Genomic DNA, 21,332 nt, shown 5'->3' on the forward strand with positions numbered 1-21,332 from the left:
AAACTAAAAAACCAGACGCCAAAAATAAAAGTGGGGCAAATTTAAACCTAGTGCGCCAAAAACGCCGTAGTCGCACATCTTGCCGCTTGCAACCGCCTTTACCGATTAGCAAATTTATCTAAATTTATCGTCGTTGCACCCATAAGCTTAGCCGGCAAATTTGACGCAGACTAAACGCTCAAATTTGCCTATTTTACTTCAACTCACCCCAATCCTTCGCCACGTTTAGGCTCGTTTTTAGCGGCACGTTTAGTTTATAAATTTCTTGCATTATCTTTTGCGCCGCTGCGCCAAACTCCTCAGCGTAGCCGTCCTCGACCTCGAAAATCAGCTCGTCGTGTATCTGCAAAAGCATTTTCGCGCGCGAGCTTAAAAGCGGACGGATTTTTACCATCGCCATCTTGATGATATCGGCAGCCGAGCCCTGAAATATCGTATTTACCGCCTCGCGCTCGTACATCGCCGTTTGCATCGGCGTCGCTGTAGTAAAGTCAAACAACCGCTTTCTACCCAGCAGCGTGCGCACGAAGCCCTCGTTTTTCGCGGCCGTTTTTATCCCCTCCAAAAAGCCCTTTATTGTCGGAAACGCCTTAAAATAGCGCTCGATATACTCCTTTGCCTCGGCGCGCGTTATGCTTACTTGATTTGCCAGCTTGCTCGAGCCCATGCCGTAGATGAGGCCGAAATTTATGCTCTTGGCTACCGCGCGGTTTTGCCCCTCGGCACTGCCGAATATATTAATCGCCGTGCGCGCGTGGATGTCCTCGTCGTTCGCAAACGCCCGCAAAAGCGCCTCGTCGCGGCTAAAGTGCGCGAGCAGTCGCAGCTCGATCTGCGAGTAGTCAAGGCCTACGAAACTAAAGCCGCTTTTGGCCTCAAAGCAGCCTCGCACGTCCTTTGCCAGCGCACCGCGAGCCGGGATATTTTGCAGGTTCGGGTTTTTAGACGAGAGCCTGCCGGTGCTAGTTCCCGTCTGGATAAAGTTCGTGTATATCCTGCTGTCGGCGTCTTTTTTAGCCAAATTTAGCAGCGGTTCGCAGTAGGTGCTTTGCAGCTTATATAGCTCGCGGTACTCGAGTAGTTTTTCGATGACGGGATGCTCGTCGATCAGCTCGGCTAGTACGGCCTCGTCGGTGCTGTAGCCCGTTTTGGTCTTTTTCTTTACGGGTAGTTTTAGGTGTTCAAACAGCACCGAGCCTAGCTGCTTAACGGAGTTTATATTAAAATTTTCGCCCGTTAGCTCGTAAATTTCAGCTGTTAAGGCCTTGATTTTAGCGTCGTTTCGCAGGATCAAATTTTGCATTTTCCCCTGATTTATCGCGATGCCCTCGCGCTCCATATCAAATAGCGTGAGGATGAACGCAAACTCGTGCGTATCGGCGAGCGCGAGCAGCTCCGGATCAAGCAAATTTAAAAAGCTTTTGTAAAATTTCAGCGTTATCCACGCGTCCTCGGCAGCGTATTTTGCCGCGTTTTCCAGCGCCACGGACGCAAAGGTCTCGCCACGCTTTACCACATCTTCAAATTTGATCGTGTCGTAGTCGTAGAGGCGCTTAGCTAGCGCGTCCATACCGACGCTTGAACCCGGATCCATGAGCCACGCCAGTATCATCGTGTCCTTAAAATTTACGGGCGGCTCGAGTCCTAGATTTCGCTTTACGACCTTAAAATCATACTTTAAATTTTGCCCTATCACGCAGCCTTTGTAAATTTGCCCTATCGCCCAGGCGGCAAATTTCTCACTCACCTGCTTTGGCACGCCCAGATACTCGTGCGACACGGGCACGTAGTAGGCCTCCTCGTCGTTAAAACAAAAGCTAAAGCCGACCAGGCGGGCGTTTTGCGTATCGACGTCCGTGGTCTCGGTGTCAAAGGCCACTAGCGTGTCCGCGTCTATATTTGCCAGCAGTCGCTCGATTTCGCTCTCGTCCGTTAGAAGCCGCGCGTTAAAGCCGAGCTTAAATTCCGCGTTTTCGCCCGCGTCTTGGCTGTTTTGCAGCGCTTTTAAAAGACGGTTTAGATCGTATTCTCGCAGAGTGTCGGCGACCTTTACGAGCGGATTTTGCTCGGGGAATTCCGCTCTTTTTAGATCGAGCACGTCAGGCACGTCGTCAAAGAGCGAGGTTAGGCGCTTGCTCAAAAACGCGCTCTCTCGACCTTCTGCCAGCATACCGCGGATACGTTCGTTTCGCACTAGCGGCAGGTTTTCGTAGATGTTTTCTAGATTGCCAAATTCATTTAAAAGCTTTTTGGCACCCACCGCGCCGATACCTTTGACGCCCGGGATATTATCCGAGCTATCGCCCGCGATCGCAAGAAAATCGCGTATGCAGCTTGGCGGAACGCCGTATTTTTCGACGCAGCTCGCGCTATCGTGGTCGATCTTGCTTTGGGGACTATAGATGCTTACTTTGCCGTCCTCGATGAGCTGGTAGAGGTCCTTATCATGCGTCACGATACGTACGAATATATCCCGCTGCTTGCACTCCTTTACGACGCTAGCGATTATGTCGTCGGCCTCGTAGCCTTCGCGGCTCACGGCGGCTAGACCCATTTTTTCTATCATCTCGATACACACGGGCAGCTGCTCTTTTAGCGCGGCGGGCGGCTCGGAGCGGTTGGCTTTGTAGTCCCCCAGGATCTCGTGGCGCAGCGTTTTGCCCTTGCTATCTAGCGCGAAGATGATATAGTCGCTGGCAAACTCCTGGCGCAGACTCATGATAAAGCTAGCAAAGCCGCTCACCATGCCGCTTGGCTTGCCCTCGCGGTTTTTTAGTCCGCTCATCGCGTAGTAAAGTCTGAAAAAAAATCCGAAAGTGTCGATGATCGTTAGCGTTTTTTGGCTCATTTTTTATCCTTTTTTTGGGCTAATTTTACAAATTTTAGGCAAAAAAACGGCTGATTTGAGGCAAATTTAAATTTAGCGGCGCGGAGCAAGCGCTGGAGCAGTCAAATTTGAGTTAAATTTGACGCTAAATTTAAGCGGGTAAATTTAAAAAGTCATCAAATTTGAGCGGCTAGCTTACCGCTCAAATTTAAATCACAAAAGCCTAAGCCTCTATCGTCGCAGGCCTATCAAACGCCGTTACGCTCGGCAGTTCGCCTTTAAATTTCTCGATCTGCACCATGCTCGTGTGCGCGGTGTTGCTTTGCGATAGCTGGGAGCTAGGCACGTCCTTGGTTAGCACGTTTATGTTGCCGTGTTTGCATAGGCTGCGCTCGCCCCAGACGGCCGGATCGTACCATGCGCCCTCGCTCACGATCACGACGTTATCTTGCGCGGTATCGCTTACCAGCGCGCCGCAGAGGATCTCGCCTCGGTCGTTGTATATCCTCACCACGTCGCCAGTTTTTATGCCGCGCGCCTTTGCCGTGGCGGGGCTAATTAGCGCAGGTTCGCGGTTTGCGATCTCGGCGTAGTTGCGGATGAGCGAGCTGTTTAGCTGCGAGTGGAGCCTAAATTTAGAGTGCGCGCCGCTGATGGCGATAGGGTACTTGCTCACGTCGCCGCCCAGCCACTCAAACGGTTCCATCCACGTCGCGTGCGGCGGGCAGTCGGGATAGCCTAGCTTTTCGACCGCCTCAGAGTAGAGCTCGATCTTGCCCGATGGAGTTTTTAGCGCGTTTTTCTCTGGATCAGCGCGGAAGTCCGCGTAGTTTGTGAAATACCGTTTTTTCTCGTCTACTTGATCAAATTTGACGTAGCCCTTTTGCCAAAACTCCTCAAATTTAGGCATCGCTACGCCCATGCCTTCAGCCTTTTGAACTGCATCGGCGTAGATTTCCTTCACCCACTCAAGCTCCGTTTTGCCCTCGCTAAAGGCCTGTTCGTACTCCTCGCCCCACTGCGCGCAGATGAGCCGCGCTATCTCAAAGTCGCTCTTACTCTCGCCTGCGGGCTTTACTAGCGGCTTAATCGCAAAAAGGTACTCGCTAGTGGAGTTTGCAAACTCTATGTCCGTGCGCTCGCACTCAAGAGCCGACGGCAGTACGATGTCGCTAAGTCTTGCCGTACTCGTCCAAAACGGCTCTGTGGTGATGATCGCTTCGATCTTGCGCATCGCCTCGACCGCGCGGTTGGTGTCGGGGTGGCGAGTGAAGGTCGAGCCGTTGGCGTTAAACATCACGCGGATGTGCGGCATGACGTACTTTTTGCCGTTGCGCTCGATTTCTTTGCCCGGCTCCATGATCGCGTCTATGAGCCTGCTGTTTGGTATCTCGTGGTATTTAGCCTTAGCTAGCTTACCCTGCGGGGCGATGTATTTTTCGTTTACCGCGGGATTAAATGCCTGAAGCTTTGGCGCGATGAAGCTAATGTCGGCGTTTTTATGCATCTGATCGTTCATCACGTATCCGCGCCCCGTCTTGCCGATATCGCCTAGCATCGCTGCTAGCGCGATGAGCGCCCAGTACGCCATCTCGCCGTGGTGCTGACGCTGTATCGCGTAGCCTGTAACTATGAGCGTGTCTTTTTTAGCTAGCGTACCCGCTAGCTCTTTTAGCTCCTTTTCGCTCACGCCGCAAATTTTGCTCGCCCATTTTAGATCCTTTTTCACGCCGTCTTTCGCGCCGGTGAAATACTCTTTAAATTTATCGAACCCGACCGTGTAGCGCTCGATAAATTCCTTGTCGTAAAGCCCGTTTTCGTAAAGATATTCGCAAAGCCCGATCAGCATCGCCGTATCGGTGCAAGGGCGCACGGCAAGATAATCCGCGCCGAAATATTCCGCCGTTTCGTTGCGGTAGACGTCCACGCTGTAAATTTTCATCTCGCCTTTTTTAAATTTATCCTTCATAATATCGTAGTAGGCGTAGGAGTTGTGCATCGGCACGCCTATAGCGATCTTGTTTGAGACGACGGGATTCGTGCCCCAAAATACGATCGTTTTGGCCTCCTTTACCACGCCCTCCCAGCGCGTAGGATTATGCGTCGGATCGATCGAGCCCGTCACATGAGGCAAAAAAGCCGTCGCCGCGCCGTATGAGTAGCCGCCAAGCTCGCTCACGTAGCCTCCTAGCGCGTTTAGCATGCGCTTTGCGGTGCGCTGCGAGTGACCGACCTTGCCGAGGCTACCCCACTGATAAAGCTGCCCGTAAATGGCCTCCGAGCCGTATTTGTCGAAGTTTTCTTTTAAAATTTTAGCGCTTAGCTTTATCGCCTTGTCCCAGCTAACGCGCACGAAGGGCTCTTTACCGCGAAGCTGCGGCTTTGGATCTGCAGGACTAGCCAGGAAGCTTTTGCGCACGTAGGGGTATTTCACGCGCGTTTCGTTTTGGATGTGATCGCTTAGGGCGTTGTTTAGCACCGTAGGCATCGCATCGCCCTCGAATGGCTCAGTACCAACGACCCTGCCGCCGATGGTTTGGACGTAAAACGCGCCGAATTTATTCGCGCAAAGCCCCATCTGCTCGTCAAATATCGCCTGCGCCGCCGCGTTAAATTGCTTTGCCTGCGCTGAAGCCGCAGCTAGCGCGCCTAGTTTTAGAAAATCTCGTCTTTTCATGATTCTGCCTTAAATTTAAATTTGGTGGTTGATTTGGTTTAAATTTAGCGGAATTTATGTGGTTAAGTTTTGCATCGTTTGCCTTTTAACGTATTACGCGACCTCGCGTCTTGGCGGTGATTTTACGAAATTTAGGCTTAATTCTCGTTTTAAAAGCCGTTTTAAAAATAGCGTAAATTTAGGCCAAATTTGATAATATTTCATCAAAATTTAAAGGAAGCAAATGTCAAATTTGAAAGCCGAATTTGAGCTAAAGCCTAGCGCCGAGTATAAAGCTATGACGCGCGAGGTGGGAAAGATCGTTTATAAAGGCGATAAATTTATGCGAAACATACATATATGCGACTTTACGGCGTCGGCTCTTGGCATGTTTTTTATCACGCTTTTGTGCGTCAAATTTTACTTCAGGGAGCTTAGCGACTTGCTTAGGGATTACGGTTTTAGCGGCGTGGAAAATCTAGCCTACCTATCGTGGATGGCCGCGTTTTTTACTCTGCTTTACGCTACTGGGCTGCGGCCTTGGCTGCTTACTCGCGCGCTGATAAATAAAGCAAACTACGGCGAATTCGGACCAAAAAGCGTGATCTTAGAGGATGGGTTTTTCGTGCAAAAAAGCAAATTCGGCGAGGGCAGATATTTTTATAACGTCATCAGCGACGCCCGCTATGTCGGTAGTTTCGTCGTCGTTATCATCGCAAACTCCATGTTTTGCGCCGTGCCGCGAGAGGCTTTCGCAGACGACGGAGCGGAGTTTTTAAGCGAGATAAAAAAGCGCGCGGGACTAGACGCGTAAAATCAAATTTAGGATTTAAAATGAGCGAATTTGACGAGCTAAGTTTACACGAGCCGTTTTTAAAAGGGCTGCGCAATCTAATAAACGGCAACCAAGCTAAGCCTGAGGATTTGGTAGAAATTTCGCACGAAATTTTTGATTTTGAAGCGATGGCGACCGTGACGTGGGAGTTTTACGGCAAGCGCGAAGAGAGCAAAATCGCAGGCGGCGCAAAAGAGCAGATACACTTCGGCGACGACGTGCGTGGCTACGAAAATCACGCCAGAGAGTGCTTGCTGCAGGCTAGAGATAGCGCCGATTTGCACGAAATTTTACTCGCCGAACTACGCCAAAACGCAAACGAGGCCGTCGCAAAATCAGGCGGCGCGGTTAGGTATTACGACTTTAAGCCCTTTAGCATGAGCGAGCGCTGCGACAACTGCGGCGGCGACGGGCAGACTCGCTGCGGCGAGTGCGGCGGACGAGGTAAAAAAACCTGCTCTAGCTGCGGCGGACGCGGACGACAAAGCTGCTCCACGTGCGGAGGCAGCGGCGGCGTAAATCGCCCTCACACGCAGTATAACTCGGACGGCAGCACCTACGTGACGTATCGCTACGAGAGCTGTTCGTCATGCGGCAGCAGCGGCTCAAACACCTGCTACGGCTGCTCGGGATCGGGCACGGTTAGGTGCGGCGGATGCGGGGGATTAGGCTACGTGCAGTGCGCCGAGTGTAGCGGTCACGGATACTTTACTACGATAGCAAACATCGGCACCTACGCGAAACCCAGCGTAAATTTACGCATAAAATCGCGCGCCTACGCCGACGAGCTTTTGGACTTTTTATGCGCTCGCAGCTGTAAATTTCTCTCGCAAACGATACCGTTTTATCAAGACGAAGAGAGCGGCGACGAGAGCTCGCACCTGTTTTCTTACGTAGGTTCTAGCGCGATAACGAGGCTAAATTTTATACTGCTAGGCAAGGAGTACGAGGCGGTGGGCTTTAGCAACCCACCCTACGCCTTTATCAGGCCGCCCTTTTTCGACGATCTTTTCGCAGACGAGATTTCTATGCTAGAAAAGATCGACGCCGACGGCAAGATAACTAGGCGCGAGGCGTTTAAATTTTTCACGCGCTACTGCTCGCAGCCAGCTCTAGACTCCGCGCTAAAGCGTATAGCTAAAACAGGCGGCGCGCAAACCGAGGCCGCAAACGCCGTGATAGAGGCCTGCGAAGGCTACGTCTCAAGGAGCGCGGCGAGCAAGCTAGGCGATACGATGAAAAAATGCCTGGATAAAATCTCTCCCGTTTACTCGCCTGCGGTTTGGTTCGGGCTAGGCTCTGTGTTTTGGCTGATTGCGCTAGTTTTTACGGCGGGATTTTTGGGCGAAAATTTAGCCGAGCGCTACATTATGTCGCCTATTTATACGATTGTATTTTTAGCCCTTTGCGCGGGCGTTGCCTTGTGCGTCTTGGCGCCTCTTAGCGCGCTGGTTACGCTGATTCGCCGCAGCTCCGTGCCCAAAGAGTACCGCCAAAGCATGCGAAACAAAGAGGCTTTTTCGCTGTTTTTTAAAATTTTAGCGGGCTTTGGAGCAGTCGGCGCGATCTATGGCGCGATATCTAGTTTTGGTTACGCTCCGACTCTTATGCAGCTTGACGAGCGTTTTGAGGCATCGCGCAGCCTGGAGGCTAAATTTCGCGAGATGACGGCTAAATTTGACGGCTCAAACGAGACCGCACACGAAGCAAACTCCACCGCCGCCGCTAAAACCGCGCCGCAGATGACGCAAAAAGAGAAAATTTTATACGTGCAAAAGGCTATCGGCGTCAAAGCCGACGGCATCATGGGCGCGCGCACGCTAAAAAAGGCGCAGGAGTTTTTTGACGCAAATTTGACGAACGCGGATGAAATTTACGAAGCCGTAAAAGCAAAAGAAGCAAGCCGCGCAAAGTGATTGATTATAACTCATTTTAGGAGGACGAAATGCCGAAAATCAACTGGGACGGAAGGTCTGCGGGCAACGGCGCTTGGGTATACGAAGGCAACGAGCTAAAGCCAAAATACGGCGCAACCACGCACAATACCTTTGAATTTGACGGCGGGGTGCTAAAGCCCAAAACAGGAGCCAACTCCTCTAACACCTTTGAGTTTGACGGGAGAAAAATAAAACCCAAATACGGCGCAAACTCAAGCAACACTTGGGTTATACAAGGCAATGTCGTCAAGCCCGATTTTGGCTCAAACTCGAGCAACACCTACGAAATAAACGGAGCTCCTATCGCCGTCATAATAGGGCAAGTCTGCCTAAAATTGTGGTAGCGCGGGGCAAAACGAGCCGTTTGTTTTAAAAATTACGATTTTGGCGCGCAGCGCGGTAAATTTGACTCGGCTTATATTTGGCCGTCAAATTTTAGCGGCCGCCGCAAGCTAAATTTTAAAACAACTCCGCGTTTTTGTCGCTATTGTAGACATACTCCATCGTCCGAGCGATCCTCTGTGCTTCGTCCCGTCCGTGCATGTCGGCGATAAAACCCAGAGCCTCGTCGATACCCGCACTCACGCCCGAGCTAGTGTAAAATTTCCCGCTAACGCACCACCTGGCTGCACGCACCCAGCGCACGCTAGGAGCCTCCAAGATCGCCCACTGCCATGATAGTTTATTACTCGTAGCTTCTATGTCGTCCAAAAGCCCTGTTTTAGCTAGCAGACACGAGCCCGTGCATACCGTGATCACGTACTCGTGTCTGCGCGCTAGCTCGCCCAGAGCCGCGATAAACTCGCCCTCATGCGCAAGCTCTCTAGCCGCAAAACCGCCCGGCACGAGCAAAACGTCAAATTTGGCGATCTCGCTTAGCTTTCGCGTCCAAATTTTAGCATTCGTACTGCTGCCCACGAGCCCGCCAGTAGCCGAGAAATACTCTATCTCATAGCACTTTCGCCCGTCATCCAGCGCCCGAGATAGCGCCTCGGCCGGCCCCAGCGCGTCCATAGTAGTAAATCTCTCAAACAGCAAAACATTCACAGCCTTCATCACGATCCTTTGTCAAATTTTAGTTTCAAATTTAGCCCAAATTTGATTACGAGCGGCTAAAATTTAATGAGACTTTTCGCATTTGCGAGGTAAAATTACAAAATCATTTTAAATCAAATTTTTAAGGAAAAACGATGCTAAGCGACAGAGAAATAGAAGCGAGCGCAAAGCCGCAAAATATCGTAAAAATCGGTGCAAAACTGGGGCTAGGCGAGGAGGCGCTAGATACCTTCGGCAAGCTAAAAGCCAAGATCGAACCGCGACTAGGCAGTGCGACGGGCGCAAACCTCATCCTAGTTACCGCGACTAACCCGACGCCCTACGGAGAGGGCAAAACGACCGTAACCGTGGGACTATCTGACGGCTTAGCGCGTATCGGCAAACGCGTGTGCGCTGCGCTTAGAGAGCCGAGCCTGGGGCCTGTTTTTGGTATAAAAGGCGGAGCGACTGGCGGAGGCTACTCGCAGGTGACGCCTAGCGAGGATATCAACCTGCACTTTAACGGCGACTTTCACGCTATCACCTCGGCAAACAACCTCATCGCGGCGATGCTAGATAACCACATCCACCACGGCAACGCCCTAAATATCGACCCTGCGCGCGTCGTTTTCAAACGCTGCATGGATATGAACGATCGCTCGCTAAGAGAGATCGAAATCGGCCTTGAAAAGAGCAATAAATTTACCCGCAAGGACGGCTTCGTAATCACCGCCGCTAGCGAAATAATGGCAATCCTATGCCTCGCAACCGATCTAAAAAATCTAAAAGAGCGCGTCGAGAACATCGTCGTCGCCTACGATAAAGACTGCGGCCTCGTGCGCGCAAAATCCCTAAACTGCGCCGACGCCGTCTGCGTCCTGCTAAAAGAGGCGATAAAACCAAACCTCGTGCAAACGCTAGAAGGCACGCCAGTACTCATCCACGGCGGACCGTTTGCAAACATCGCGCACGGCTGCAACAGCGTGATCGCGACTAAAACGGCGCTAAATTTAGCCGACTACGTCGTGACCGAGGCGGGTTTCGGCGCTGAGCTAGGAGCGCAAAAGTTCCTCGATATCAAGTGCCGCACCGCAGGACTTGCGCCAAAGTGCGTCGTACTAGTAAGCACCATCCGCTCGCTAAAATATAACGGCGGATGCGATAAGGACGGCATCTCGCAGCCAAATTTATACGCGCTAAAACTAGGCGGCGAAAACCTAAAAGCCCACATAGAAAATCTAAAAAATTTCAATCAAAACGTCATCGTCGCGCTAAATAAATTTGCCGCGGACTCGGACGAGGAGATCGCCCACGTGCGCGCTCTTTGCGAGGAGTCGGGGGCTGGGTTTAGCCTGTGCGAAGGCTTTTTAAAAGGAAGCGCCGGCACGGAAGATCTAGCTAAAAAAGTCGCACAAATCTGCGAAAAGCCGGCTCGCGAGATAAACTTCACCTACGATGCAAACGACTCCGTAAAAACCAAGATCGAAAAGATCGCGACTAAAATTTACGGCGCCAAAGATGTCGTATTTAGCCCGCGCGCGCAGGCTGATCTAGCCGAGATTTCACGTCTAGGCTTTGAAAGTATGCCCGTTTGCGTCGCAAAGACGCAGTATAGCTTTAGCTCGGACGCCAAACTACTAGGACGACCGAAGGGCTTTAGCTTCGAGGTTAGCGCGCTTGAGATCCGCGGCGGAGCCGGCTTTATCGTGGCGGTCAGCGGATCAACTATGCTGATGCCGGGACTGCCTAAGGTGCCTGCCGCCGAGCAGATGAAAGCGGAGTAAAACGAGCTCCGATTCGTCAAATTTGAATGTAAAATTTGATCGGTCGGCGAAGTTTTTTGAAAAACAAAGGCGAATTTGACGGGGATTTGACGTCAGGTTCACCTTTTTAAATTTGACGGGTTGACTCTAAATTTGCCGTCAAATTTAAAATACTAAATTTAACAGCCGACATCGTAAAAATAGATTTAAGTCGGTTGGCTTCAGCGCTCTTTAAAACCGTGCATGTTTACCGCTCAAAGTCGCGGAGTAATTCAAGCGCCGTACAAGAAGTAGCACTCTATCAACATAGCAATTTTAAAAGCCAAATTTAACACTCGAAATTTGATAAAATCGCCGTCCGTCGCAAATTTAGCTTCACCGTTTTTTACGTCAAATTTACGGCAAAATCGACGTAATTTATTTTGGCGTTTTTAATCAAATTTGCGCAAGCAAGCCAAAAGGACGGCGCTAAATTTTCACCTTCTCCCACGGCTCGATTTCGCCCTCGACCTCTTTAAAAATGCTCGCGATTTCTATATTTTTTACGCTCAAATTTCGCTCGTAAGCCTTGATGTCGCGCGACTTTAGCTTCTCTTGTAAAAAGGCGAATTCATACTCTATCTGTCCGCGAGTGACGCTGATTTTAGCCAAATTTCGCTCGTCAAATTCGCCTACTTTTGCCGCGTCAAATTTATAGCCGCGAGCGCAGGCCTGCGCATAAACCTCCGCCAGATACGCATTTATCGCCTCACGCGCGTTTTCATGCGCGTAAAAGCGGTCAAGCTGCGGGTGATTTTTGTAGCCCTTAGTTAGTCCAGCCAGCACGTTTTTAGCCAGCAGCGCCTCTCGCCAAAGCGCCACGAGCCCCTTTGCATCGAGATATTTAAAGTTTATCGTCCAAAGCCTCATTGTTGCCTTTCGTTAAATTTGACGCCGTTTTTGCGGGCTAAATTTGGCGCGGTTAAGCCCGCAAATCATCAAATTTATACCGAAAATTTGATCCGCTTCAAACTTTTCAAAGTTTTTATTTTTTCTTTGCCTTTTTTGCCGCGTTTTTCATATTTTCCAGCTCCTCAGCCAAAAATTTACCCGTATAGCTACCCGTTTTTTTATGATTTTTAGCGACCTCTTTTACGCTGCCCTCAGCGATGATTTTACCGCCCTTTGCGCCGCCTTCAGGCCCCATATCGACGATGTAGTCGCAGTTTTTGATGACGTCCATGTTGTGCTCGATGACGAAGACCGAGTTGCCAAGATCGACCAAATGGTGCAGCACGCGCACGAGCCTATCGACGTCGGCAAAATGCAGCCCCGTAGTCGGCTCGTCGAGGATATAGAGCGTATTTCCCGTATCCGAGCGGCTGAGCTCCTTTGCGAGCTTTACGCGCTGTGCCTCGCCGCCGCTTAGCGTCACGGCGTTTTGCCCCAGCGTGATGTAGCCTAGGCCCACGTCTTGCAGCGTCGTTAGTTTGCTGGCGATTTTAGGCACGGATTTAAAAAACTCTACCGCCTCGTCGATACTCATATTTAGCACATCGGCGATATTTTTGCCTTTGTAGAGGATTTCTAGCGTCTGCGCGTTGTAGCGGGTACCGCCGCACGAGTCGCAGACGACGTTTACGTCGGGCAAAAAGTGCATCTCGATCGTGATCTCGCCCTCGCCTTGGCACTTTTCGCAGCGTCCGCCCTTGACGTTAAAGCTAAACCTGCCGATCTTGTAGCCTCGCAGTTTGGCTTCCTTAGTCTGCGCAAAAAGCCCTCTGATCTCATCCATCACGCCCGTGTAGGTGGCTGGGTTACTGCGCGGAGTGCGGCCGATTGGGCTTTGATCGAGGTAGATCACCTTGTCTAGATTTTCCAGGCCGCTCAAATTTACCCCAGCGACCTTTTTTACCTTTTTGGCGCGGTTTAGCTGCTCCTGGGCTTCAGGCAGCAGGGTTTGCAGCACGAGCGAGCTTTTGCCAGAGCCAGAAACTCCCGTGATACCGACTAAATTTCGCAGCGGAAAGCGCGCGCTTAAATTTGATATGTTGTTGATATTTACGTTTGAGATTTCAAGCCACGTGTCGATTTTTCGGTCTTTTCGGTAGTCGATTTCCTTTTCGCCGTTTATGTAAAGCGCGGTTTGCGTACTTGAGCCTAGCAAGCTTTGCACGTCGCCGGCAAAAACTATCTGCCCGCCGAATTTCCCCGCTCCAGGCCCGATATCCACGACGTAGTCGGCCTCCTCGATAGTCTTTTTATCGTGTTCGACGACGATAACCGAGTTGCCTTTTGCTTGCAAATTTCGCAGCGTTTTGATGAGCTTTAGCGTATCGCGCTCGTGCAGGCCAATGCTAGGCTCGTCTAGCACGTACATCACGCCGCTAAGGCCCGATCCGATCTGGCTAGCGATCCTGATACGCTGCGCTTCGCCGCCGCTAATCGTGCGCGCATCGCGTCCGAGCGATAGATATCCCAGCCCCACGTCGTAGAGGAAAAACAGCCTCTCGTTTATCTCCTTAAATATCGGCTTTGCGATCGTTTTATCGTATTCGCTAAGGTAGCTAAAATTTGACTCGTCTGAGAAAAACGCGGTGCAGTTTTCGATACTCATGTCTAAAATTTCGCCGATACCGCGCCCTGCGACCTTGACGGCTAGGCTTTGAGGCTTTAGCCTGTGTCCGCCGCAGTCGTCGCAGATCTTCTCGCTCATGTATTCGTCAAAGTCCTTGTAGTCTTTTAGCAGTCCGTGCGTGATTTTTAGTGCGCCTTCAAATTTACGCAGCAGCTTGTTTCGCTTCCAGAAAAACTCGACCTCTTTTACGTTGCCATAGAGTACGAGGCGCTTCTCGTCCTCGCTAAGCTCGCAGTAGGGGCGCTTTACGTCGATGCCGTTTTGCTCGCAAAAAGCCAGCAAAAATTTATAATAATAACTCATGTTGTAGCCGTAAAGCAGCTTTATCGCGCCGCCTTCGATACTTTTTTCCTCGTCGATCACTTTGGTGAGATCTAGGCTATATCTGATACCAAGGCCGTCGCACCTCTCGCACGCGCCCTTTGGGGAGTTGAAGCTAAAGCTAAGCGGTTCTAGCGGCGTAAATGAAATTTTACAATCAAAGCACGCCGAGTGCTCGCTGTAGTGGATGAAGCTCTCTTTTAGCCCGAGTTCTTCGGCGTTTGCGATCTCGATCTCGACCTCGCCGTAGCTTTCATTTAGCGCTTTTTCTACGTCCTGAGCTAGGCGCTGTGCGTTATCCGCGTCTATCACGATACGGTCTACGATGAGCTTTATCGTGTGCTTTTTGGTTTTAGCTAGTTCGATCTCCTCGTCTAATCTCACCTGCACGCCATCTATCTGGGCGCGCACGTAGCCTTTGCCGCGTAAATTTTCGATCAGATCCGCCCACGTGCCCTTTTTCTCGCGCACGAGCGGAGCGTAGATGACGACTTTAGCGCCCTCGGGCAGCTTTTGGATCTCGTTTATGATGTCGCTAGCAGACATTTTAGAGATCGGTTTGCCGCACTTGTGGCAGTGCTGGATGCCGATACGAGCGTAAAGGAGGCGCAGATAGTCGTAAATTTCCGTTATCGTGCCTACGGTCGAGCGCGGGTTTTTGGACGTGGTTTTTTGATCTATCGCGATAGCGGGCGTGAGCCCCTCGATCTTATCGACGTCTGGCTTACCCACGCGGTCTAAAAACTGCCTAGCGTAGCTACTAAGGCTCTCCATATATCTGCGCTGTCCCTCTGCATAAAGCGTATCAAAGGCTAGCGTGCTCTTGCCGCTGCCGCTAAGTCCGGTGAAAACTACGAGCTTGTTTTTCGGAATTTCAAGGTTTAAATTTTTTAGGTTGTGCTCGCGCGCGCCCGTGATTTTGATGGTGTCGTTTGCGTTCATTTTCGCTTCCGTGATTTTAAATTTTTAACCCGTCATTATACCTAAAATCGCTTTAACTAAAATCGCTGTTACTTTTATCAACACTTTAGTAAAAAATCAATTTTAAAGCAAAAGAATTTTTTAAGCTATAAGCTTTTTGGATGTATTATAAATTATCCCAAGCGTAGGAGTAATCATGGCAAATCCAAACATTCCTATAGACAGAAGAACAAACCGAGTCGAGCTCATCGGGCTGGTGCTAGGCGTTTTGCTAGCGATTTGGGTTTATAAAATCTTCCCCGCAAACGCAGGAGACATCGCTCTAGCGGCGGCAAAGGGTAAAAAGCTGCATGTAGAAGCCATGCCCGTCGTCGCCGCAGTAGCCGCGCTGATGGCGGCGTGGTGGATGACCGAGGCTATCGCCCTACCCGCAACCGCCCTGGTGCCGATGGTGGCGTTTCCGGTGCTTGGCGTCGATGCGTTTAAGGTAGTCGCGGCGCCGTATGCTTCGGACACGATCTATCTTTTTATGGGCGGCTTCGTGCTAGCCCTTGCGATGCAAAGGTGGAATCTGCACACTAGAATCGCCCTTGGCATCGTGCTTTTAGTAGGTACGAGCCCGAGACGGCTAGTGGCGGGTTTTATGGTGGCAACGGGATTTTTATCCATGTGGGTGAGCAACACCGCAACCGCCATAATGATGCTTCCGGTGGGCCTTAGCGTACTGCATTTGGTCGGACGCTTAACGACACAGAAATGGACGTTTACGGCGATCGAGGACGTGGCAAATTTGGACGAAATTTCGCGAAAAGGCGTGCAAGGCGGCGTGATGAATACGATATTTCACAAAGGCCGCGACATCGCAAAGGAGATAAAAGAAAAAACGAGCTCCTTTAGCTCAAATTTCGGCATCTCGCTGATGCTAGGCATCGCCTACGCCGCCTCGATAGGCTCTGTTGGCACCATTATCGGCACTCCGCCAAACGCCCTTCTGGTCGCATATATGAAAAACGAATTTAGCATCGAGATCGGCTTTTTTGAGTGGATGTTAGTGGGCGTACCGCTTAGCGTCGTTATGCTCGCGGCGTGTTGGTTTTTGCTCACCTATGTACTCTTTAGGCCAGAAATCGGCGAGATACCAAACGGCAAAAAAGTGATCCAAGACGAGCTAGATAAACTAGGGCCCATAACCACGCCAGAAAAGCTTGTCGGAGTCATATTTGTAGCGGCGGCTGCGTGCTGGATATCGTTAGGTTTTATCCTAAAATCATTTGACGTAAAAATCGCCAGCCTTGATGCCATAATCGCGATGAGTACGGCGATTTTGCTCTTTATCGTGCCTGCAAACAAAAGCGGCGAACGCCTCATCGACTGGGACAGCGCCAAAAAGCTACCGTGGGATATCCTCATACTCTTTGGCGGCGGGCTGTCGCTTTGGATCGGACATCAGGTCTCGGCACTCGGCGCGCTACCTATCGCCGCGATCATCATGGCCGTCGTAACGCTCGTCATTTTCCTCACTGAGATAACGTCAAACACCGCTACCGCAGCGGCCTTTTTGCCTGTCATCGCAGGCGTTAGCGCAGGTCTTGGATACTCCGGCGCAAACGTTATGCTGTTTACGATCCCGGTTGCTATGGCGGCTACGTTTGCATTTATGCTGCCCGTCGCCACGCCGCCAAACGCTATCGCATACGGCTCTGGCTACGTAAAAATCAGCTCAATGATAAAAGCCGGAATCTGGCTAAATATCATCGGCATTTTTCTTATCACGGCAACTGTCGTCTTTATCGCTTCGGCCGTTTTCGGGCTTAAATTTTAATCAAATTTAGGCGGCCTTAACCGCCTAAATTTACCCACATTTAATAGCCGTTGCTGTATCATCGTAAAAAATATTTTAACTTAAGGCTACAAAATGAACGACATCCAAAAATCCTACGACGAGCTTCCATATATCTCGGCTGCCTTCCCTGGCACTTCGCCTGCGCGGCTTGAGGCTTTGGCTTCGTTTTTATCGCTAACTCCGCCGCCGTCCAAAACAGCCAAAGTGCTAGAAATCGGCTGCAGCTACGGCGGAAATTTGTTTCCTTTTGCTATCGCAAATCCGCAGGCAAAGGTGCTAGGCATAGATCTAAGCGAAGTGCAGATAAATAAAGCCAAAGAGCTAGCCGCACAAATGCGCGTGGATAATATCGAAATTTAGGGCAAAAGATATCTGCGATTTTACGGATGCGGACGTGAGCGATTACGGTAAATTCGACTACATCATCTGCCACGGCGTTTATAGCTGGGTACCCGACGTCGTAAAGGACGCGATCCTAAAAACCATCAAGCGATTTTTGAGCCCAAATGGCGTCGCTTACGTGAGCTACAATACGTATCCCGGCTGGAAAATAAAAGACACGATCAGAGATTTTTTGATTTTCGGTACGCGCGACATAGAGAGCGAAACGGAAAAGGTAGCAAAAGCAAGGGAGCTTTTAAAGGTGCTGGGAGAATACGCCAAATTTTGCCAAAAAGACGGTAACGTAAGTCAAGTTTGGGTAAATTTCGATAGCTTAAAATTTCATATCGATCACATTCTAACTACCGCAGACTCATACATAGCGCACGAATACTTAGAAGCTTTTAATAACCCGATTTATTTTAGACATTTTATAGATCACTTGACAGAAAACAACCTTGCTTATCTAGCCGAAGTGGGGCTCGAGGACGTTTTTCAGTCAAATTTGGGACTGGAAGAATTCGACTCGTATATCAATGCAAATTTTAACTCGCGTATCGAAAGAGAGCAGATACTTGACTTTTTAACCAATAGAGTTTTTAGAAGCAGCATGATAGTACACAAAGAAATCTTCCCAAGTGATTTTAGCGTAAATATCGGCGTAGACGAGCTTTGCAAACTACATATATCTACAGGTTTCAATAAAACGAAAGACGGTTACGTGGATGCCAAAAATGCTCTAATGAAGCCGGATTATGACTGGCTTTATCAAGTCTTTACCGACGTATATCCGGCAAGCATAAATTTTGCCGACGTCGCAGCGCTTTTAAAAGACGACGAAAATGCGGTAAAATCGGCATATTTCGGCTTTATGGAGATTTTGGCCGCAGACTGCGCAAAGCTAACGACATACGAGCGTCCGAAAATCGTCTACGAAACCGGCAAAAGTCGCCTAAAAGAGCGAGTACGCGGATATTTTGAATATTTCAGCACCGCGGGCGAACCAGTGATAAAAATCGCTGACGAACTAAACGTACCGGCAAATTTTTCGCAGTTTGACGCCTTTATCGCGCTTAAATTTAACGGCGAAAACTCGTTTGAAAATATCGTAAAACAAACGGTAAAATTTGCACGCGAAAGGAATCTGGAGTTTGCCGGCAAAAACGGCGAAACAATAAAAACCGTCAGCAAAAACGAATACCAAAAAGCAGCCGAAGAGTACGTAAAAGACCTCGAGCTAAAACTAAGCGACGGCGGATTTTTAGAATATTTCTGATTTTACTTGGAAGGGAGTGGGGTAAATTTACCCCACTCCCTTATTTATCGCAAATTTAATCGTATTGTTTTAAATCCATAAACTCAAATTTAAGCAAAAAGCTTATTTATCATTATAATTAGCGTCGTGGAGATAAGCGCAAGCAGGCATCTTTTTTGGACGGTGCGGTCGATCTTTTGCGCCAAAGCTACGCCAAACCTCACGCTTATAAGCGAGCCGATACCGACCAAAACGCCGACCTCGTACTGCACGAGCCCCTGCGAGGACAGGCTAATAAAGCCCGAAATCGACGAAAATATCACGAAAAATAGCCCCGTGCTAACGGCCTTTTTGATGTCGTAATTAAGAAAATTTATCAAAACCGGCATGATGATGACCGAGCCGCCGATACCCACGCTGATAGCCACCGCGCCGACGAAAAGGCCGACGAAAAAAAGCGGTACGAGAGAGGGGTTTTGCGCGCCTTTTGGCTCCGGATTTTTAAAAAACAGTTTAATAACGTTAAAACTTTGAATACAAATAAGCGTGAGAAGCAAAAACTTCGACGGTACGCTCGCCACGATAAAGCCGCTAGCGCTCGCCCCGCAAAAGCCGCCGATACCGAGCACCAAAGCGGGCTTTAGATCGACGGTCTTGTTTTTGAGATTTAAAAGCGAGCCGTAAACCGAGCTAAACATCATCTGAAGGACGCTTACGCCGATTGCGTATTTGACGTCAAAGCCCAAAAACACGAGTATCGGCACGGCCGCCGCGCCGCCTCCGATGCCCAAAAATCCAGACAAAAAGCCGACAAATAGCCCCAAACACACGTAGCCGATTGATGCAACCGATAAAATTTCCATAATCTCGCCTTAAAGTAAAATCCGATTTTAGCCGTTTTTGGGTAAAATTAATTTTAAAATTTAAAAAAGGAAAATTATTGAAAAGATTGTTTTTGATGATTTTTGCGGGGTTAAATTTGGCCTTAGCTGGCGTCACGGCAGGCCAAAGCGAGCTAGAGCTAGAAACCGCGGTTAAGAGATTTCAAAGACTGCTTGATATGAAGGATATTAGCGAATTTGCCGTAGTGCCTCATCACGTTTTCGCCGCGCAAATGGGCGCAAATTTGACGCCGTCGGTTACGGTGATTTTCGGCACGCCGGGCGTACTTGCGCCCTTAATAGAATGCGAACCGCGCCTAGCGCTGGAGCTTCCGTTTAAGTTTTTATTTCAAAAAATAGAGGGCAAAACGGTCGTGAGCTTTGAGGATATAAAAAGCATCGCGGCTAGATACGGCGTCTTTGACTGCCACGCCCTAGACGCGGCGCAAAGGCTAGAGCGCGAGCTTTTTGACGCCGCCGTCAAATGAAAATTAAGCTTAATTTTTATATAATCTACGCTCATTAAAGGATATTTTATGTTACTTTTGAGCCCCGTTTTTTATTACGAAAAGATCCGCGAAAAATTCGCCAACTCCTACCTCGCCGAGGACACGACGCAGACCATCGTCGGCATCGACTGCGAGTACATTAGCAGCGAGCAGACCGATTTTGCAGGGCTTAAGAGCTATTTTAAAGCTCAAAAATCGGGCGCCCCTTTTGCGGGACTGTTTGGAGTGCTAGGCTACGGCGGGATAAAATGTTTTGAAAAAATCCCCGAGTTTAATACCTCGCAGTACGATTTCCCTGACTTTTTCTACGCTAACGCCCGAGCCTACCTGCACTTTGATAAAAATAGCAAAATTTACACTTTTTACGGCGACCGCGAGCGGTATTACGATTTTCTCGTTAAATTTAGCGCAGACGATGAAGCGGCCGCCCAGGAACAGCGCGCAAAAAGACAGAGCAAATATAAAATTTTAACCGATTTAGAAGGCGAAAAAACGCATTTTCTGAGTATCGCCGAGCGCGCCAAAGAGTACCTAAAAAGCGGCGACGTCTTTCAGGTCGTGCTAAGCGAACAGCTAAAACTAGCCTCGGATATGGACAGCCTAGACTTCTACCGAGTGCTGAGCGAGGCAAATCCAAGCCCATATATGTTTCACTTTCCGACCCCGTACGGCGACGTCGCGGGCTCTAGCCCCGAGCTGGTCTGCGAGATCAAAGAGGGCAAGATCTACGTCGCGCCTATCGCCGGCACGCGCGGACGCGGCAAAGACGCGATCGAAGACGCCGCGCTCGAGCGCGAACTGCTAAGCGACGAAAAGGAGCTAGCCGAGCACAAAATGCTCATCGACCTCGCTCGTAACGACATCGGCCGCGTCAGCAAGCCAAAAAGCGTCGCGGTCAAAAACGCCATGCGTATCGTGCGCTACGAGAGCGTGATGCATATCGTAAGCGACGTCTACGGCGCGAAGGCAGACGATCTAGACGCATTTGACGCGGTCGGTAGTATCTTTCCCGCAGGTACGCTCAGCGGTACGCCCAAAATCCGCGCCATGGAGATCATCGCCGAGCTTGAGCCCTATAGGCGCAACGCATACGGCGGCGGCATCGGATTTTTCCACTTTAACGGCGACGCACAAATGGCGATTTTGATTAGAAGCGCAATATTTGCGCGCAAATTTGACGCTAGCGGGCATGACCCGCACCTTGACGGCGCAAACGAGTCAAATTTAGAGGGTGGCGAGCTCGGTGGAAATTTCGCCGAAATTTTCGTACAGGCCGGAGCCGGCATCGTGATAGATAGCGTTCCAGAATACGAATATAAAGAGATTTGCAAAAAACGCGCCTCGGTGCTAAACGTGTTTGCGAAAAACGCAAGGGAAATTTGAGAAATTGTCGTTGCAGACTAGGGTTTGCTATATAAAAACTTTTTAAATTTTGTTTTTCTTGGGAGGCGGAAGGGGTTTCTACTTACGAAGCGTCGCCCCTTCCGCCCCCAAACCCCCACCAACCCCACTGCACGTGAGAGGTGGCGACACTGCTTTGCTCGCGCAAAG

General features: G+C 49.9%; 15 protein-coding genes. 9 read left to right on the top strand and 6 right to left on the bottom strand.

The window, feature by feature from the left end; genetic code table 11:
* Nucleotides 1–193: 193 nt before the first annotated feature.
* Both polA and EE116_RS00340 read right to left on the bottom strand, forming a co-directional pair.
* On the bottom strand, nt 194–2,848 hold the full coding sequence (polA, locus tag EE116_RS00335) for a DNA polymerase I (RefSeq protein ID WP_122872748.1): 2,655 nt from the start codon (nt 2,846–2,848) through the stop codon (nt 194–196).
* Between the two features lie 202 nt (nt 2,849–3,050).
* A complete protein-coding gene (locus tag EE116_RS00340; RefSeq protein ID WP_122872749.1) occupies nt 3,051–5,504 on the bottom strand; it encodes a molybdopterin-dependent oxidoreductase in 2,454 nt (817 codons plus the stop codon).
* Between the two features lie 223 nt (nt 5,505–5,727).
* On the opposite strand from EE116_RS00340, the gene EE116_RS00345 reads away from it, so the two are divergent.
* The 3 genes from EE116_RS00345 to EE116_RS00355 are packed head-to-tail and all read left to right on the top strand — an operon-like array spanning nt 5,728 to nt 8,599.
* The gene (locus EE116_RS00345; protein ID WP_122872750.1) at nt 5,728–6,297 is read left to right on the top strand and encodes a YcxB family protein; all 570 of its coding nucleotides are present in this window, start codon (nt 5,728–5,730) and stop codon (nt 6,295–6,297) included.
* Between the two features lie 20 nt (nt 6,298–6,317).
* Complete coding sequence (locus EE116_RS00350) at nt 6,318–8,234, top strand: hypothetical protein (RefSeq protein ID WP_122872751.1); 1,917 nt, start codon at nt 6,318–6,320, stop codon at nt 8,232–8,234.
* A gap of 29 nt (nt 8,235–8,263) precedes the next feature.
* Nucleotides 8,264–8,599 carry a hypothetical protein gene (locus EE116_RS00355; protein WP_122872752.1) on the top strand — a complete coding sequence of 112 codons (336 nt, stop codon included), beginning with the start codon at nt 8,264–8,266 and terminating at the stop codon, nt 8,597–8,599.
* A 115-nt stretch (nt 8,600–8,714) separates the two neighbouring features.
* On the opposite strand, the gene EE116_RS00360 is transcribed toward EE116_RS00355, so the two are convergent.
* Entirely contained in the window at nt 8,715–9,311 is a 597-nt protein-coding gene (locus tag EE116_RS00360) for a DJ-1/PfpI family protein (RefSeq protein WP_122872753.1), read from the bottom strand.
* A 134-nt stretch (nt 9,312–9,445) separates the two neighbouring features.
* On the opposite strand from EE116_RS00360, the gene EE116_RS00365 reads away from it, so the two are divergent.
* Complete coding sequence (locus EE116_RS00365) at nt 9,446–11,074, top strand: formate--tetrahydrofolate ligase (RefSeq protein WP_122872754.1); 1,629 nt, start codon at nt 9,446–9,448, stop codon at nt 11,072–11,074.
* A 447-nt stretch (nt 11,075–11,521) separates the two neighbouring features.
* On the opposite strand, the gene EE116_RS00370 is transcribed toward EE116_RS00365, so the two are convergent.
* A complete protein-coding gene (locus EE116_RS00370; protein ID WP_122872755.1) occupies nt 11,522–11,962 on the bottom strand; it encodes a pyrimidine dimer DNA glycosylase/endonuclease V in 441 nt (146 codons plus the stop codon).
* A gap of 115 nt (nt 11,963–12,077) precedes the next feature.
* Nucleotides 12,078–14,933 carry an excinuclease ABC subunit UvrA gene (gene uvrA, locus EE116_RS00375; RefSeq protein WP_122872756.1) on the bottom strand — a complete coding sequence of 952 codons (2,856 nt, stop codon included), beginning with the start codon at nt 14,931–14,933 and terminating at the stop codon, nt 12,078–12,080.
* Between the two features lie 175 nt (nt 14,934–15,108).
* Between uvrA and EE116_RS00380 the strand changes: the two genes are divergently transcribed.
* From EE116_RS00380 to EE116_RS00385, 3 genes are all read left to right on the top strand, one after another.
* A complete protein-coding gene (locus tag EE116_RS00380) occupies nt 15,109–16,734 on the top strand; it encodes an SLC13 family permease (RefSeq protein ID WP_122872757.1) in 1,626 nt (541 codons plus the stop codon).
* 93 nt (nt 16,735–16,827) lie between these two features.
* Nucleotides 16,828–17,115 carry a class I SAM-dependent methyltransferase gene (locus tag EE116_RS12535; RefSeq protein ID WP_206159221.1) on the top strand — a complete coding sequence of 96 codons (288 nt, stop codon included), beginning with the start codon at nt 16,828–16,830 and terminating at the stop codon, nt 17,113–17,115.
* Nucleotides 17,116–17,149: 34 nt separating this feature from the next.
* Nucleotides 17,150–18,412, top strand: a complete 1,263-nt coding sequence (locus tag EE116_RS00385) for a methyltransferase regulatory domain-containing protein (RefSeq protein ID WP_206159222.1) — start codon at nt 17,150–17,152, stop codon at nt 18,410–18,412.
* An 89-nt stretch (nt 18,413–18,501) separates the two neighbouring features.
* On the opposite strand, the gene EE116_RS00390 is transcribed toward EE116_RS00385, so the two are convergent.
* Nucleotides 18,502–19,254, bottom strand: a complete 753-nt coding sequence (locus tag EE116_RS00390) for a sulfite exporter TauE/SafE family protein (protein ID WP_122872758.1) — start codon at nt 19,252–19,254, stop codon at nt 18,502–18,504.
* Between the two features lie 77 nt (nt 19,255–19,331).
* Here EE116_RS00390 and EE116_RS00395 point away from each other — a divergent pair, with 77 nt between their 5' ends.
* Entirely contained in the window at nt 19,332–19,760 is a 429-nt protein-coding gene (locus EE116_RS00395; RefSeq protein WP_122872759.1) for a DUF302 domain-containing protein, read from the top strand.
* A 48-nt stretch (nt 19,761–19,808) separates the two neighbouring features.
* Nucleotides 19,809–21,164 (top strand): anthranilate synthase component I family protein, encoded by a 1,356-nt coding sequence (locus tag EE116_RS00400; RefSeq protein ID WP_122872760.1) that lies wholly within the window; start codon nt 19,809–19,811, stop codon nt 21,162–21,164.
* Nucleotides 21,165–21,332: the final 168 nt, after the last annotated feature.

Source organism: Campylobacter showae (assembly GCF_900573985.1).
Taxonomy (GTDB): Bacteria; Campylobacterota; Campylobacteria; order Campylobacterales; family Campylobacteraceae; genus Campylobacter_A; species Campylobacter_A showae_E.

Excerpts from the sequence above, each read along its gene's own strand:
- polA (WP_122872748.1), bottom strand. The coding sequence starts at position 2,848 with ATGAGCCAAAAAACGCTAACGATCATCGACACTTTCGGATTTTTTTTC.
- EE116_RS00340 (WP_122872749.1), bottom strand. The coding sequence starts at position 5,504 with ATGAAAAGACGAGATTTTCTAAAACTAGGCGCGCTAGCTGCGGCTTCA.
- EE116_RS00345 (WP_122872750.1), top strand. The coding sequence starts at position 5,728 with ATGTCAAATTTGAAAGCCGAATTTGAGCTAAAGCCTAGCGCCGAGTAT.
- EE116_RS00350 (WP_122872751.1), top strand. The coding sequence starts at position 6,318 with ATGAGCGAATTTGACGAGCTAAGTTTACACGAGCCGTTTTTAAAAGGG.
- EE116_RS00355 (WP_122872752.1), top strand. The coding sequence starts at position 8,264 with ATGCCGAAAATCAACTGGGACGGAAGGTCTGCGGGCAACGGCGCTTGG.
- EE116_RS00360 (WP_122872753.1), bottom strand. The coding sequence starts at position 9,311 with ATGAAGGCTGTGAATGTTTTGCTGTTTGAGAGATTTACTACTATGGAC.
- EE116_RS00365 (WP_122872754.1), top strand. The coding sequence starts at position 9,446 with ATGCTAAGCGACAGAGAAATAGAAGCGAGCGCAAAGCCGCAAAATATC.
- EE116_RS00370 (WP_122872755.1), bottom strand. The coding sequence starts at position 11,962 with ATGAGGCTTTGGACGATAAACTTTAAATATCTCGATGCAAAGGGGCTC.
- uvrA (WP_122872756.1), bottom strand. The coding sequence starts at position 14,933 with ATGAACGCAAACGACACCATCAAAATCACGGGCGCGCGCGAGCACAAC.
- EE116_RS00380 (WP_122872757.1), top strand. The coding sequence starts at position 15,109 with ATGGCAAATCCAAACATTCCTATAGACAGAAGAACAAACCGAGTCGAG.
- EE116_RS12535 (WP_206159221.1), top strand. The coding sequence starts at position 16,828 with ATGAACGACATCCAAAAATCCTACGACGAGCTTCCATATATCTCGGCT.
- EE116_RS00390 (WP_122872758.1), bottom strand. The coding sequence starts at position 19,254 with ATGGAAATTTTATCGGTTGCATCAATCGGCTACGTGTGTTTGGGGCTA.
- EE116_RS00400 (WP_122872760.1), top strand. The coding sequence starts at position 19,809 with ATGTTACTTTTGAGCCCCGTTTTTTATTACGAAAAGATCCGCGAAAAA.